13 protein-coding genes and 1 tRNA gene are annotated in these 15,245 nt (G+C 72.4%); 5 read left to right on the forward strand and 9 right to left on the reverse strand.

Annotation, left to right across the window (positions count from 1 at the left end):
- Positions 1-72 precede the first annotated feature (72 nt).
- Positions 73-816, forward strand: coding sequence for an SDR family oxidoreductase (locus tag BM424_RS16265; protein ID WP_093418551.1), 744 nt, complete (start codon positions 73-75; stop codon positions 814-816).
- A gap of 17 nt (positions 817-833) precedes the next feature.
- On the opposite strand, the gene BM424_RS16270 is transcribed toward BM424_RS16265, so the two are convergent.
- Entirely contained in the window at positions 834-1,898 is a 1,065-nt protein-coding gene (locus BM424_RS16270; RefSeq protein ID WP_093418553.1) for a DUF2855 family protein, read from the reverse strand.
- 64 nt (positions 1,899-1,962) lie between these two features.
- On the opposite strand from BM424_RS16270, the gene BM424_RS16275 reads away from it, so the two are divergent.
- Positions 1,963-2,583, forward strand: coding sequence for a TetR/AcrR family transcriptional regulator (locus BM424_RS16275; RefSeq protein ID WP_093418556.1), 621 nt, complete (start codon positions 1,963-1,965; stop codon positions 2,581-2,583).
- A 237-nt stretch (positions 2,584-2,820) separates the two neighbouring features.
- Here the strand turns inward: BM424_RS16275 and BM424_RS16280 are convergent, their stop codons facing one another.
- From BM424_RS16280 to BM424_RS16310, 7 genes are all read right to left on the reverse strand, one after another.
- Positions 2,821-3,942 carry an MsnO8 family LLM class oxidoreductase gene (locus BM424_RS16280; RefSeq protein ID WP_093418559.1) on the reverse strand — a complete coding sequence of 374 codons (1,122 nt, stop codon included), beginning with the start codon at positions 3,940-3,942 and terminating at the stop codon, positions 2,821-2,823.
- Between the two features lie 16 nt (positions 3,943-3,958).
- Entirely contained in the window at positions 3,959-5,296 is a 1,338-nt protein-coding gene (locus tag BM424_RS16285) for an NtaA/DmoA family FMN-dependent monooxygenase (RefSeq protein ID WP_245775892.1), read from the reverse strand.
- Between the two features lie 16 nt (positions 5,297-5,312).
- Positions 5,313-6,434: an LLM class flavin-dependent oxidoreductase gene (locus BM424_RS16290; RefSeq protein WP_093418561.1), complete on the reverse strand. Its 1,122-nt coding sequence runs from the start codon at positions 6,432-6,434 to the stop codon at positions 5,313-5,315.
- 551 nt (positions 6,435-6,985) lie between these two features.
- A complete protein-coding gene (gene selD / locus BM424_RS16295; protein WP_093418564.1) occupies positions 6,986-7,984 on the reverse strand; it encodes a selenide, water dikinase SelD in 999 nt (332 codons plus the stop codon).
- 32 nt (positions 7,985-8,016) lie between these two features.
- Positions 8,017-8,111: transfer RNA gene (locus tag BM424_RS16300), tRNA-Sec, on the reverse strand.
- 37 nt (positions 8,112-8,148) lie between these two features.
- A complete protein-coding gene (locus tag BM424_RS16305) occupies positions 8,149-9,132 on the reverse strand; it encodes a sigma-70 family RNA polymerase sigma factor (RefSeq protein ID WP_093418567.1) in 984 nt (327 codons plus the stop codon).
- A gap of 72 nt (positions 9,133-9,204) precedes the next feature.
- Positions 9,205-10,134 carry a siderophore-interacting protein gene (locus BM424_RS16310; protein ID WP_093418570.1) on the reverse strand — a complete coding sequence of 310 codons (930 nt, stop codon included), beginning with the start codon at positions 10,132-10,134 and terminating at the stop codon, positions 9,205-9,207.
- A gap of 60 nt (positions 10,135-10,194) precedes the next feature.
- Between BM424_RS16310 and BM424_RS16315 the strand changes: the two genes are divergently transcribed.
- Positions 10,195-11,202 (forward strand): ABC transporter substrate-binding protein, encoded by a 1,008-nt coding sequence (locus tag BM424_RS16315; RefSeq protein ID WP_245775893.1) that lies wholly within the window; start codon positions 10,195-10,197, stop codon positions 11,200-11,202.
- 19 nt (positions 11,203-11,221) lie between these two features.
- On the opposite strand, the gene BM424_RS16320 is transcribed toward BM424_RS16315, so the two are convergent.
- A complete protein-coding gene (locus BM424_RS16320; RefSeq protein ID WP_175548127.1) occupies positions 11,222-12,274 on the reverse strand; it encodes a PucR family transcriptional regulator in 1,053 nt (350 codons plus the stop codon).
- Between the two features lie 203 nt (positions 12,275-12,477).
- Here BM424_RS16320 and BM424_RS16325 point away from each other — a divergent pair, with 203 nt between their 5' ends.
- Together BM424_RS16325 and BM424_RS16330 are read left to right on the forward strand one after the other, a co-directional pair.
- Positions 12,478-13,743 (forward strand): cytosine permease, encoded by a 1,266-nt coding sequence (locus tag BM424_RS16325; protein WP_093418575.1) that lies wholly within the window; start codon positions 12,478-12,480, stop codon positions 13,741-13,743.
- A 2-nt stretch (positions 13,744-13,745) separates the two neighbouring features.
- Positions 13,746-15,245, forward strand: a complete 1,500-nt coding sequence (locus BM424_RS16330; RefSeq protein ID WP_093418578.1) for an amidohydrolase family protein — start codon at positions 13,746-13,748, stop codon at positions 15,243-15,245.

Consider the following 15,245-nt stretch of genomic DNA (forward strand, 5'->3'; position numbering starts at 1 on the left):
GGGACTGGCGATGGGGCTACGGAGGCGGCTGGGGATACTGACCGCCCCGTCCCGTCAGGTATCAATGTGGCCATGAGCAACGAGCGAGTCGCGGTGGTGACGGGTGCGGGTTCCGGGCTCGGGCGGGTGATCGCCCGAGCCCTGCTCGCGGACGGCTACCGGGTGGCGCTGGCCGGGCGCAGGCCCGGACCCCTCGCCGAGGTCGCCGCCGACACCCCCGCGGCTCGGGCCGTGCCCACCGACGTCACCGACCCGCAGGCCGTCGAGGCGTTGTTCGACACCGTCGTCGGCGAGTGGGGGCGGGTGGACCTGCTGGTCAACAACGCCGGCACCTTCGGGCCCACCGGTGACGTCGGGGAACTGCCTCCCGAGGACTTCGACGCCGTGGTGCGGGCCAACCTCACCGGCTCGTTCCTGTGCGCCCACCACGCCTTCCGCATCATGGCCGAGCAGTCACCGCGCGGCGGGCGGATCATCAACAACGGCTCGATCTCGGCCCACGCACCCCGCCCGCGCAGCGTCGCCTACACCACCACCAAGCACGCCATCACCGGCCTGACCAAGTCGATCTCGCTGGACGGCCGCGCGCACGACATCGCCTGCGGCCAGATCGACATCGGCAACGCCGCCACCGACATGACCTCCGGCATCGCCACCGGCGCCACCCAGGCCGACGGCTCGGTCCGCCCGGAACCGACCTTCGACCCCGAGCACGTCGCCGACGCCGTCCGCTACATGGCCGGCCTCCCGCTCACGGCCAACGTCCAGTTCATGACCATCACCGCCACCACCATGCCCTTTCTCGGCCGCGGATAGAGCCGCAGGCGGTTCGCTCAGTTCGGCAGGGCCACCGCGGTCGTGAGCGGGTCGAGCTCGCCGCGTTGCACGCGGCCCCAGGCCTTCTCGGCCTCGTCGAGCCCGGTGAACCGCTCGGCGGTCAGGTGAGCGGTGGCCCAGGCGGTGACCGGCCCGACCGCGGAACGCTCGAACGCCGCCAGCCCCTCGTCCCCGATCCGCTCGGCGACCTCGACGCGGCGCGCTCCGACGTTGAACCGCTCGACGACCGGTCCGGGAAGGACGCCGGTTCCCGGTTCTTCGGCCGGGTGCGTGCCGCCGACGCGGATGCTGCGCGTGAGCGCGTCGCCGAGCAGCCGGTGCGCTCCGGCGGTGATCGAGGGACGGCCGGCGATGTCGACGTAGGTGGTGCCCGCAACGGCGTCGAGGTTCCCCAGGTCGTCGTAGGGCACGACCGCGTCGTAGACCTCGGCCCGAGCGGCGGCCTCGGCGCGTTCGGGCGAGGTGAGGCCGACGACGCGTGCCCCGGCCCGGTGCAGGACGGAGGCCGTGGTCAGCGCCGTGCGGCTGGTCGCGCTGGAGAACACGACCTGCGCGGGTTCGGCGGAGAGGATCTCGTCGCTGAGGTGCGCGGCGGTGCGCACGACGCCCAGCAGCACGGACAGCTCGACGTCGCCGAGCGACTCGTCGGCGCGCGGCATGTCCCGGTAGAGCGGCGGCAGGACCTGCCGCTCGGGTGCGGTGGCGCGCAGGCCGTCGGCGAGCGGCTCGCCCTCGACGAGCACGTGCGTGGCCATGGGCAGGAATCCGGTGAGCATCGCGCCCGGTTCCGCCAGCGCCGGGTCGCCGTCGATCACCCGGGCGGCGCCCCACGCGGGGACCCGGCCCCACCCGGGTTCGTGGGACGGGAACGGTGCCCAGTAGCCGAGCTGGTCGCCGTTGCGCGCGTAGGTGACGTTGTTGGAGGTCAGGGTGAAGCGCTCGATCCGGAGCAGGACCTGACCCGGACCCGGCGCGGGCAGCGGCTCGGTGGTGATCCGCGTGGTGTGCAGCGGGTCCGAGCGCAGGAATTCGAGGACGCGGCTGCTTGTGGAGGAGGTCATGACACAAGCTTACTTGTCGTCCAACAAGTTTGTCGACGCCGCGGGCTGCGGCTAACCTCGTGCCATGCCCACTCAAGATCGCCGCACGCAGCGGGAACGTCGCGAGCACGCGGAAGCCGCGCTGATCTCGGCCGCCGCCGAACTCGTCGTCGACACCGGCGTCCGGTCCCTCACGCTGGCCCGGGTCGGAGAGAAGGCCGGTTACAGCCGGGGCATCGTGTCCCACCACTTCGGTTCGAAGCAGGGGCTCCTCGACGCGCTGGCCCGAGCGCTGCAGAGCGGTTTCGTCCCGGGGCTCGATGAGCAGCCGCCCGGGCTGGAACGACTCCTCGCCCTCGTCGGCGGCTACCTGCGGGCGCTCGGCTCCCGGTCGGTAACCGGGCGAGCGTTCCTGCTCCTGTGGGCCGAGTCGATGACCTCCGCGGAGCTCAAACCCGCCTTCCGCGACCGGGACGTGGGTTTCCGCCACGACATCGCTGCCGAGGTGGCGGCCGGCATCGCCGACGGCGCGGTGCGCGCCGACGCCGACCCCGCCGACGTGGCGGTCGCCGTGGTCGGCCAGCTGCGCGGCATCGGCATGCAGTACCTGCTCGACCCCGACGCCGTCGACCTCGACCGTCTCGGCGACGAGGTCACCGACCACTGGCGCCGCGCCCTCGCGCCGGACGAACCCTCCGCCCCCTGACCAGCTCCCCGGCGCTCGTCGACGAGGTCGTCAGCGGCCGTGGTCCGGGTGGTCGAAGTTTTCATGAAAACTTCCCCACCCACGAGGTCCCTGGGAGGGGGCAGTTTTCATGAAAACTGTCTTCGATGTGAACGTGAGGATGTCGTGGAAAAGTCCCTCACGACGGGTGATCCCACGTTTCCGAGGAGATCTCGGGTTTGGTGGGGGAGGGAAGTTTTCATGAGAACTTCCCCCACCTCATGACAGCCAGGTCTTGGCGAGGAGGTCGTAGGAGCGGACTCGGTCGGGGTGGTCGTGGGTGATGGTGGTGATGACGAGTTCGTCGGCGCCGGTGACGCGTTGCAGGGTCGCGAGCTCGTCCGCGACCTCGTCCGGGGTGCCGACGAACTGGGTGGTGAGGCGGTCGGCGACGACGTCGCGGGACTCGTCGTCCCACTCGAACTCGGCCGCTTCGGCCGGGGTGGGGAAGGGGATCGCGCCCGCGCCCGCGCGGATGCTGTGGACCCACACGCCGTACGGCGCGGCCAGCTCGCGGGCGCGTTCGGTCGTGTCGGCCACCACCACGTCCGCCGAGACCGCCACGTGCGGCCGCTCCAGGTGGGCCGACGGGCGGAAGTGCTCGCGGTAGGACTCCACCGTCTCCAGCACCGTCGACGGCGTGATGTGGTAGCTCGCCGCCAGCGGGAGGCCCAGTTCACCTGCGGTGGCGGCGCTTTCGCCGCCGCTGGAGGCCAGGACCCACATCTGCAGGTCGGCGCCCTCGGCCGGGTGGGCGCGCACCGGTTCCCCGTCGGGGCCGGGAAAACCGCCCTCGACGAACCGCCGCACCCGCCCCACCTGCTCCCGGTAGTCCAGCTCCTCGGCCGGGGCGCCGACGAGCTCGGCCTGCTGGCGCAACCGGGCCGCGTAGGTCTCCGAGCGGGCCACCGCCCTCGGTTTCGGCGGCACCACCAGCCCGTCCACCTCGGTTCCCTCGCCCTCGGCGGGCGCGGTCAGCCGCTCGGCGAGCTCCCGGGCGCGCTTCTTGCCGGAACGCCCCACGCCCAGATCCACCCGGCCCGGGTGCAGCTGGGCCAGCGTGCCGAACTGCTCGGCGACCGTCAGCGGCGAGTGCTGGCCCAGCAGCACGGCCGCCGAGCCCACCCGGATCGACCGGGTCACCCCGGCGATCGCGGTCAGCAGCACCGCGGGCGCCGCCGACGCCACGCCCGGGGTGAGGTGGTGCTCGGCGACCCAGTAGCGGCGGTAGCCGAACTCCTCGGTGCGCCGCGCCAGGTCGAGCGTGTTGCGCAGGGCGTCCGAGGCCGACCGCCCGGACACGATCGGCGAGAGGTCCAGGACCGACAGCGGGACCGACATCGAAGCCTCCGGGGCTCTAGGGAAGGGTGGGCAGGCCGAGGTTCTCGCGCAGCGTCGTCCCCGGGTACTCGGTGCGGTAGACGCCGCGCTCCTGCAGCAGCGGCACGACGCGGTCGACGAAGTCGTCCAGTCCGCCGGGCGTGAGGTGCGGGACCAGGATGAACCCGTCGGAGGCGTCCTCCTGCACGAACCGGTTCATCTCCTCGGCCACCGTCGACGGGCTGCCGATGAACGACTGCCGCGCCGTGACCTCGATGATCAGCTCCCGGATCGAGAGGTTCTTGGCCTCGGCGAGCTCCCGCCAGCCGCGCGCGGTGGCCAGCCGGTCGCCGAACATCCGGGTGCTGGCCCGGCCCTTGGACAGGGTGTCGCCGTCGACGACCGGGTCGAAGTCCGGCAGCGGACCGTCCGGGTCGAGCTCGCCGAGGTCGGTGTTCCACAGCTGCTCCAGGAACGCGATCGCCGTCGGGCCGCTGACCTGCTGCTTGCGGATGATCGCGGCCTGCTCCTGGGCGTCGGCATCGGTGTCGCCGACGACCACCGAGGTCGCCGGGAACACCAGCAGCTCGTCGCGGGACCGGCCGTGGGCCGCCAGCCGGGACTTGACGTCGGCGTAGAAGTCCTTGCCCGCCTGCAACGTCGAGTGCCGCGTGAAGATCGCATCCGCCCGGGAGGCCGCGAACTCGCGCCCGGCATCGGAATCCCCGGCCTGGAAGATCACCGGCCGGCCCTGCGGGCTGCGCGGCACGGTGAACCGGCCGCGGATGTCGAAGTGCGCGTCGCTGTGCGCGAACTCCCCGGCGCGCGGATCGGACAGGAACGTCCCGGAATCCTTGTCGGCGACGACCTCGTCGCCGCGCCACGAGTCGAACAGCTCGATCGTTGTCTCCAGGAACCGCCTGGCGCGCTCGTAGCGCTGGTCCTCCGGCAGGAACCCGCCGCGCCGGAAGTTCTCGCCGGTGAACGCGTCCCACGAGGTCACCACGTTCCACGCCGCCCGGCCCGCCGAGAGGTGATCGAGGCTCGCGAACTGCCGCGCCACCTCGTAGGGCTCGTTGAACGTGGAGTTGATGGTGCCCGCCAGCCCCAGCCGGTCGGTCACCCCGGCCAGCGCCGCCAGCACCGTGAACGTGTCCGGCCGCCCCACCACGTCGAGGTCGTAGATGCGCCCGGCGTGCTCGCGCAGCCGAAGGCCCTCGGCGAGGAACAGGAAGTCGAACAGCGCCCGCTCGGAGGTCTCGGCGAGGTGGGTGAAGGAGGAGAACTCGATCTGGCTCAGCGAGCGCGGATCGCTCCACACCGTGGTGTTGTTGACCCCGGGGAAGTGCGCGGCGAGATGGATCTGCTTGGTCACGGGAACCTCCAGGTGGTCACGGGGTGCCTCCGGCGCTCGCGTAGCGGCTGACCGGCCGGGCCAGTCCCAGCCGGTCGCGCAGCGTCCCGGGCTGGTAGCCGGTGCGGAACACCCCGCGCCGCTGCAGCTCCGGCACCAGCTCGCCGGTGATGGCGTCGAGGTCGGCCGGTAGCTCGCCCGGGTGCAGCCGAAAGCCGGTGATCCCGCGCGCGGCCCGAGCCGCCAGCAGGTCGGCCAGTTCCCGCGCCTCGCCGACGAACACCGGGAGGTCCGATGTGGACTGATCGAGCGCGTCGAGCCGCGCCTTGCGGTCGGCGGCGTCGGGTCCGAGGTGGACGACCAGGTCGCCGAAGACGTGCAGCCCCTCGGCCAGGGCCACCGCCCGCTCCGCCGCGTCCGGATCGGGCAGCGGCGTGAACACCACGTCCGCCGAGCGGGCGGCGAAGCCGAACCCGGCCTCATCGGTGGCGGTCGCGGTCACCAGCGGCTGTCCCTGCGGCGGGCGTGGCGTGATCGACGGGCCCTTGACGTGGAACCACTCGCCCCGGAAGTCGATGTAGTGCAGCTTGTCCCGGTCGACGAACCGGCCGGTGGCCACGTCGCGGATCTCCGCGTCGTCCTCCCAGGAGTCCCACAACCGGCGCACCACCTCCACGTGATCGGCGGCCTCGTCGAGCAGCCGGTGCCGCTCGATCGCGCGGCGACCGAAGTGCGCGTTGACCGCGGCGCTCGCGCTGACCTGCGGCAACCACCCGGCCCGGCCGCCGGAGACGTAGTCCAGCGTCGCGATCGCCTTGGAGATGTGGAACGGCTCGGTGTGGGTCACCACCGCGACCGGCACCAGGCCGACGTGGCGGGTGCGTGGCGCGACGCGCGCCGCGATCAGCCCGGCGTCGAGCCTGCCCCGCACCCGGTCGGTGCGGTCGTCGACGCCGTGCGGCGAATCCGATTGGGGGCCCAGGGAATCGGCGAACGTGACGAAGTCCAGCAACCCGGACTCGGCGCGCTCGACCAGGTCCAGCCAGTACCCGGCGGTGAGCAGCTCACCGGGTCCGGCCTGCGCGGACCGCCACGAGGCCGGGTGCGCGCCGGTCCCGTCGAGCGCCACTGCCAGGTGCCACTGCGTGGGTTGAACCATCCTCGTGTCCTCCCTGCGCCTGCGGCGCGGGTCGAGGGGGAGTGGAACACCGCCGCGATGCGGTGCGGGAAACGCTGCTCGCGCCGGCGCGAGGCCGGGTGGCGAGCGGGGAAGCGGGGGAGGAGCGGCCGGAACTCGCCCGTCAGCGGGGACAGGCGGCGGCGATGACCCGGAGCAGGTCGATGTGGTCGCGCGTGACCAATCGAAGCCGGAACGTCATGTCCCCAAGCTAGAACCACGCCTCCACCCCGTCAACGCGGTCCGAGATGTGGGCACCACCCGGAAAACGGCGGTACTCCGCCACCCGAATACCGCCGTACTCCGCCGACGGAATACCGCCGTAATCGGGTCACGGAAAACCGGAGTAATCGGGAACCGGAAAACTCCGGTATTCGGGTCCCCGATTACGGCGGTATTCCGTCACCCGAAAACCGGAGTAATCCGTCACCGGAAGACTGCGGTAATCCGTTGCCGGAAGACTGCGGTGTTCGGGGTTCCGGAGACTGCGGTGATCCGGTGGGGATGGGAGAACACCGGCGTAGGCCGGGTTTTCAGCGGAGGGTGATGTGGGGGTTGTCCGGGTGGTGGGGGAGGACGTGGCCGATGACGGGGGCGCCTGGGATCTCGCCGGCGACGAGGAGGCCGCCTGAGGTCTGGGCGTCGGCGAGCAGGAACAGGTCCTCGGGGCTGGTGCCGCCCGGGTCGAGGTGCGGTCGGACCCAGTCGAGGTTGCGGCGGGTGCCGCCGCTGATGAAGCCGTCCCGGACCGCCTCCCGCGCGCCGTCGAGGACCGGGACCGCGGCCACCTCGATCTCGGCGGAGGTGCCGGACGCGCGCATCGTCTTGAACAGGTGCCCCAGCAGGCCGAAACCGGTGACGTCGGTGGCGCACACCGCGCCCGCGCGCAGCGCCGCCCGGGAGGCGTCGCGGTTGAGCTCGGTCATCAGCGCCACCGCCTGGTCGAAGCGCTGCCCGGTCGCCTTGTGCCGGGTGTTGAGCACCCCGACGCCCAGCGGTTTGGTCAGCGACAGCGGCACACCCGGCCGGGCCGCGTCGTTGCGCAGCATCCGCGCCGGATCGACCAGGCCGGTCACCGCCAGGCCGTACTTCGGCTCCGGATCGTCGACGCTGTGCCCGCCGCCCAGGTGGCACCCGGCGAGCGCGGCCACGTCACCACCGCCGCGCAGCACCTCACCGGCCAGCTCGAACGGCAGCACCTCGCGCGGCCAGCCCAGCAGGTTCACCCCGAGCAGCGGCGTGCCGCCCATCGCGTAGACGTCGGAGAGCGCGTTGGCCGCCGCGATCCGGCCCCAGTCGTAGGGATCGTCGACCACGGGCGTGAAGAAGTCGGTGGTCGCCACGATCCCGGAGCCCTCGTCTGTGCACACCACCGCGGCGTCGTCGCCGGTGTCCAATCCGACCAGCAGCTTCGCGTTCGGTTCGGGCACCTCCGGCAGCAGGGACCCGACGACGTCCTCCAGCTCTCCCGGCGGGATCTTGCAGGCGCATCCGCCGCCGTGCGCGTACTGCGTGAGCCGGTAGCCGCCCATCGAACCCGTCCTCGCGGTCGGTGACAGAGGTCTGGCGGAGACGGACGGGAATCGAACCCGCCGCGTCGAGTTGCTCGGCGCCAACGGCTTTGAAGGCCGCGGGGGTCACCAGACCCCGAACGTCTCCGCCGCCCACTGTACGAGCTGACGCCGGGTTCCACAGATCACCCGGTCACCGCGTCGGGCAGCCCGAACCGGGCGAAGTCGACGTCGAAGAAGCACACCACGTGCCCGACGAGCTCGCCGTCGAGTTCCAGGACGTGCAGTTGAAAGGGCCGGAACACGTCGTCGTCGCAGCGGATGTAGACGCCGTAGGCGAGCTGGCCGTTGGCCCGCGTCGGCCGCAACCGCAACCCGTCCGGACCGGCCGGGCACTGCCGCGCGGTGAGCTGTCCGATGTTCTCGCCGCCGCGCACCCACAGCTCGAACGGCGGCATCTCCCACACGGCCTCGGCGGTGAACAGCTCCACGATCGCGGGCACGTCCTTGGCCTCGAACGCCGCCACGTAGCGCTCCAGCAGCCGCTGCTGCTCGTCGGTCAGCGGTCGCGGCCGGTCGTCCTCCGAGGGGGCGGCGTCGGCGATCTGGGCGCGGGCGCGCTGCAGGGCGCTGTTGACCGCGGCGGTGGAGATGTGCAGCGCGTCGGCGACCTCGGCGGCCCGCCACTTGAGCACCTCGCGCAGGATCAGCACGGCGCGCTGCCGCGCGGGCAGGTGCTGCAGGGCGGCGATGAACGCCAGCCGGGTGCTCTCCCGCAGTCCCACGACCGACGCCGGGTCGGTGGCCCGGTCGGTGATCATCCCGTCCGAGATCGGCTGCAACCACGGGACTTCGCCGGATTCCACGACCTTCTCGTGCGGCACCTCGTCGGCCGGGGCGCCCAGGCCGCTGGGCAGCGGCCGCCGCTTGCGGCTCTCCAGCGCGGTCAGGCAGGTGGTGGTGGCGATCTTGTAGAGCCAGGTGCGCAGCGAGCTGCGGCCCTCGAAGCGGTCGTAGGACCGCCAGGCCTTCAGGTAGGTCTCCTGCACGAGGTCCTCGGCGTCCTGCAGCGACCCGAGCATCCGGTAGCAGTGCGCGAGCAGCTCCCGGCGGTAGGAGTCGGCCTGCGCGACGAAGTCATCGGTAGGCGCGGTCGTCGTGACTGGCATGGCGCTGGCCCTTCGGTGAGAGGTGGCCCGACCCGACGCCGAAGACGGTAGCGCGCTACTCCGACAAAAGGGTCAGCATCGACCTTCTCGCCAATAGCCCATGAACGCCACCGACCGCTTCGGGATGCCGTGCTCGTCGACCAGCAGCCGCCGCAACCGCTTGATCACCGACGCCTCGCCGGCGAGGAACCCGTAGATCGAGCCGGTGGAGGTCTCCGGGACCTCCCACAGCACGTCGGTGTCGACGTCGACGTCCTCCAGCGCGCCGCCCGGCGAACCGGTGCCGTCTACCGGGCACAGCTCGCGCAGCGCCGCGGCGACGCCCTCGCCGAGCAGCTTGCCGTGCGGCGCCCCGGTCCGGGCGTACCAGCGCACCCGCACCCCGGCCGGGCACGCCCACTCCTGCCGGTCGGCCTCCTCCGGGACCTCCACGCACACCACGCCGCGCGCGTCGGCGGGCAGCGACTCCACGACGGCCGCCAGCGCGGGCACGGCGGTCTCGTCGCCGGCCAGCACGAGCCGATCGGCCGAGGCCGGGGGAGCCCACTCGCAGCCCCACATCCGCCCGCCGCCGGGCCGGTCCGGGGCGAACAGGCCGAGGACCTGGCCGGGTCGCGCACCGGCGGCGAAGGTGGAGGCCGGGCCCGCGTGGCCGTCGTCGAGGCCGTGCAGCACGAAGTCGACGTCGACCTCGCAGGACTCGGGCCGGTAGTCGCGCACGGTGTAGGTGCGCAGGTCGGGGCGGACGTCCTCGGGCAGCGCCAGCCAGCGCTGGTACCAGTCCTCGCCCTCGGGGAAGTCGTCGAGCGCGCGGCCGGGCTTGGGCAGCACGATCTTGATGCGCTGGTCGTGCCCGCCGAAGCCGAACCCGGACAGGCACGCGCCGGTGAAGGTGATCCGCACGAAGCTGGGGCTGAGCCGCAGCACCCGGGCGACCTCCACCGGGAACAGCCGATAACGCGGCTTGACCAGGGCCCTTTGCCCGTTTTGCGTGCCTGTCATCCGAAACCTCCCGGTCGTGCTGCTAGGTTAGCCTAGCCTTAGAACAACGGGAGGTCGACCTTGCGTCACTCGATCCGGGCCGCCGCGCTGATCGCGGCATCGCTGACCGCCGTCGGCGCGCTGTCCGCGTGCGGATCCTCGCAGTCCGAACAAGCCGGCACCGGCTGGTCCCACACCGATGATCGCGGCATCACGATCACCCGCCCCGAACGCCCGCAGCGGATCGTCGCCCAGGTCTCCTCGGCCGCCGCGCTGCAGGACTTCGGCGTGCCGATCACCGGGACCTTCGGACCCCTGGTGCGCGACGACGGCTCCGTCGAACCCGAAGCCGCCGGACTCGACCCCGCCAAGGTCACCGACGTCACCGGCGCCGGCTACGGCGAGATCAACCTGGAGCGGCTCCTCTCGCTGCACCCCGACCTGCTGGTCAGCGGCAAGTACGCGGAATACCCCGGGCTCTGGCACCTCGTGCAGGACCAGGAGCAGAAGGTCGCCGAGATCGTGCCGACCCTGGGCGTGCAGCAGTCCGGAATCGCGCTGCCGGAGGCCATCGGCAAGTACAAGGAGCTCGCCCGCTCGCTGGGCGCCGACGTCGACTCGGAGAAGATCCAGGCCGACGAGCGGGCCTTCCACGCCGCCGCCGACCGGTTGCGCGGCATCGGCGCGCGGATGAAGGCCGAAGGCCGGTCGATCCTGGCCATCGGCGGCACGAAGGAGGAGTTCTTCGTCGTCGTGCCCGGCCGCAACCCCGACCTGGACTACTACGTCACCGAGCTCGGGCTGCCGATCACCACGCCGAACAACCCGGACCCGGCGAGCGGCGGCTACTACGAGCGGCTGTCCTGGGAGAAGGCCAACGCCTACCCGGCCGACATCCTGCTGTGGGACGCCCGCTCGGCGTCGATGACCCCGCAGCAGATGATGCAGAACCCGGTCTTCGCCGCCACCCCCGCGGCCGCCGCCGGGCGCTTCGCCGAGTGGGACGCGGTCGCCCCGCTCAGCCACGCGAGCTACGCCAAGATCATGAACGAGCTCGCCGACCAGCTCGAAGCGCACCCCGGCGCCTGACCCGCCCCGGAGCTCGCCCTCACCCGCGCAGCGCGAGGGCGAGCTCCGCCAGGTGCACCGGCACGACCGGGTCCTTGCCGGTGAGGGCGTGCACCCGCTTGAGGCGCTTGCGGACCGTGTTCGGGTGCAGGAACAGGTTCCGGGCGCACGTCGTGACCGAGCCGTCGCAGCGGATCAGCTCCTCCAGCGTCGCGCGCAGGCCCGCGCCGTGCCTGCGGTCGTAGACCTCGATCGGGCGGCGCAGGTACTCCCGGAACGGGTGCAGGCAGCTCTCCGGAAGCCGCTGCGCCAGCGCCGTCAGCGACGCCAGGTCCGCGGCCGTCGTGCGCGCGCTGCGGCGCCGCGCCAGCTCCCACGCCTCCAGCGCCTCGCCGATCAGCCTCGGCAGGTCCGCGAGCGCACCGCGCCCGCTCACCCCGCACACCAGATCCGCCGGAAAACCCGGGGCAGGAGCGGAATCCCGGGACACCAGCAGGCTCGCGCCCACCAGGTCGGCGACCAGCGGCCCGCCCGGCGGCAGCGCGGGCACCTGCTCCGGCGACATCCCCACCACGCGCAGGTCATCGGCGTCGGCGAACAGCGGAGCGCGATCCAGCACCGCGTCCGGACGCGCCCGGCCCGCGCGCACCAGCTCCAGCAGGTGCCCGTTCTCCCGGCGCTCGCGCACCCGCATCGACTCCTGCGCCAACCGCTCGGTGAACAGGATGAACGGCACCGACGTGGGGATCTCGAACACCGGCACGCCGATCCGGTTCGCGGCCCGCACCAACGCCTCCGGTACCACGTCGTGCACCACGCCCACCGCGTAGCCGATCGCCGCCGGTTCCACCGGGCGCAGCGCCGCGACGAACCGCTCGCACGCCGCGTCGTCGGGCAGCGAAAGACCCGCCACCAGCACCAGTTCCGAACCGCGCAGGAACGGCGCGGGATCCGGCAGGTCCGACGCCTGCGCCCAGCGCACCCGCCGATCCAGCCCCACCGCGCGGCCCACCAGCCGCAACCCCTCGGCCCAGCCCAGCACGTCGGCGACCCGCGTCGGCGGGGCCGCCACCTCCTCCACCACCGCACCCATGAGCGGCACGCTACGAGGGACGCGTGAAAACCCGATTACCGGTGTTGACGGGCGCATTACGGCGCGGTGTGGGTTCGCACACCGCGCGCCGACCGGGCGGTTCAGCTCCTCCACACCTCGCCCGAAACCGTTCTCCCCGAGGCCCGGCGCGCCTTGAATGGGGCTCCGCCCGGCCGATCGACCGGAGCGCGAAGGAGGCACCCGTGACCGCAGCGACCGACACCGCGCCCGACGACGCGCGCACCGACCAGGACTTCCCGCTCACCCGCGTGCCCGCGGCCCGCCGCAAGGGCGTCGCCTCGGTCGCCGTGGTCATCGCGGGCTTCGGCTTCTTCACGCCCACCATGGTCACCGGGGGCCAGGTCGCCGGAGCCTTCGGCCTCGGCCCGTTCCTCGGGCTCGCGCTCGCCGCGGCCGGTGTGCTCGCCGTCTACATCGCCGCGATGGGCCTGGCCAGCGCCCGGACCGGGCTCACCACCGTGCTGCTCGCGCGCCTGGTGCTCGGCCGGATCGGCGGCAAGTGGGCCTCGATCCTGCTGGGCGGCACCCAGATCGGCTGGTACGGCATCACCATCGGGGTCCTGGCCACGCTGCTCGGCCAGGCGTTCGGGACGCAGACCCGGTGGCCGATCGTGCTCATCGGCGGCGTCGTCATGGCCATCACCGCCTACAAGGGCTTCCGCGGCATGGAACTGCTGTCCTGGATCGCCGTGCCGCTGATGACCGCGCTGTGCCTGTGGATCGCCGTCGCCGCCGTCGACCACGCCGGAGGCTGGTCCGCGCTCTTCGCCGTCGACGGCACCGGCGGCACGAGCGTCGGGGTCGCGCTGACGCTCATGATCGGCACCTTCATCAGCGGCGGAACCCAGGTCGGCAACTGGACCCGCTTCGCCGCGGGAGGCTGGACCGGGTTCTCCGCCACCGCCGTCACCATCCTGCTCGTGCAGGGCGCGATGTTCTTCTTCGGCGGTCTCGGCGCCATCGCCTACGGGCAACCCGACTTCGCCGAAGTGCTGATGCTGATCGGCTCCGCGGCCGTGGCCGCGCTGCTCATCGTCGCGAACCTGTGGACCACCAACGACAACGCCGCCTACGCCTTCGGCGTCGCCGGATCGGAGCTGTTCGGCAAGGCCGACAAGCGCCCGTTCGTCGTCGGGGGAGTGGTGATCGGCGTGCTGCTCGCGCTCACCGGGATCGCCGACGCGCTCTCGGCGTTCCTGACCGCGCTCGGCGTGCTCGTCCCGCCGCTCGGCGGCGCCATCATCGGCACCTTCCTGTTCCGCTGGAAGGCCCACGACCCCGGCACCGACCTGGACTCCGTCCCGCCGGTGCGCCTGCCCGGTCTCGTCGCGTACCTCGCCGGGACCGCCGTCGCCATCGCCGGTGCCGCGCTGGGCATCGGCATCCCCGCGCTGCAGGGCGTGGCCGTCGCGCTCGTGCTCGCCGCCATCCCGACGAAGGAGAGCTGACCGTGGGAACCGTGATCCGCGACGCCACCGCGATCCTCATGGACGCCGCCACCGGCAGCACCCCGGTCACCCGCTCGCTGCGCGTCGACGGCGGCCGCATCACCCGGATCGCCCCCGAAGTCCGCACCGAGGACGGGGACACCGTCATCGACGGGCGAAACCGGTTGGTGTGCCCCGGGTTCGTCAACGCCCACACGCACTCGTGGGAGTACCTCGCCAAGGGGCGCTACGACAACCTGCCGCTGGAACTGTGGATGCTGTACTCCTACCCGATCCTCGGCGCGCGCCCGCTGCCGCCGGACCTGGTGCGGCTGCGCAGCCTGCTGTTCGCCGTCGAATCCCTCAAGAACGGCGTGACCACCCTCGTCGACGACGTGCTGGAAACACCGGGCCAGGACTTCGCCCAGCTCGACGCGGTCTTCGACGCCTACGAGACCGCCGGGGTGCGCGCCAACATCTCCGGGCACATCATCAACCGGCCGTTCGTCGACACGCTGCCCTACGTGCCCGACCTGCTGCCCGCGGACCTGCTCGCCGAGGTGCGCGCGCTGCCGGTGCCCACCACCGCCGACTACCTCGGCTTCAGCGCCGAGGCCTTCGCCCGCTACCGCGACCGCGCCGGGGGACGGCTGCGGTACATGCTCGCGCCGTCCGGGCCGCAGCGCTGCACCGACGACCTGCTCGCCGGCGCCACCGAGCTCGCCGACGCGCACGGCGCCGAGTGCCACGTCCACGTCCTGGAGACCAAGACCCAAGCCGTCACCGGACGCGAGTTCTACGGCACCACCCTCGTCGAGCACCTGCGCCGGATCGGCGCGCTGTCGCCGCGCACCACCCTCGCGCACGGCATCTGGGTCACCGACCGCGACGTCGAGATCCTCGCCGAGAACCGGGTCAGCGTCTCGCACAACCCGCTGTCGAACCTCAAGCTCGGCTCCGGCATCGCCCCGTGGCGGCGCTACCACGACGCCAGGGTGACGCTCGGGCTCGGCTCCGACGGGTGCTCCAGCAGCGACACGCCCCGGCTGCACGAGGTGATCAAGAGCGCCGCGCTGCTGCACAAGGTCACCGACCCCGACCCGGACCGCTGGTCCAGCGCCGACGAGGTGCTGCGCGCGGCCACCCTCGGCGGAGCCCGCAGCGCCCAGCTCGACGCCGAGATCGGCAGCCTGGAGGAGGGCAAGCGCGCCGACCTGCTGATCTACGACCTCGACACGCTCGCGTTCGCGCCGTGGAACCGGCCGGACCTGCACCTGGTGTACTCGGAGAACGGGAGTTCGCTGCGCACCGTCATGATCGACGGCGAGGTGATCGTGCGCGACGGCCGGGTCACCGGCGTCGACGAGAGCGCGCTGCTGGCCGAGCTGCGCGAACGGCTCCCGGAGATCCGGCGCGATCAGGACGACCTCGACCGGCGCAACGCCGCGTTCCACGAACCGTTCGAGGCCATGTACCGGCGTTGCGCCGCCGAGAATGTCGGCGTCAACCGCTGGGCGGGGTGA

Source organism: Saccharopolyspora flava (assembly GCF_900116135.1).
Taxonomy (GTDB): Bacteria; Actinomycetota; Actinomycetes; order Mycobacteriales; family Pseudonocardiaceae; genus Saccharopolyspora; species Saccharopolyspora flava.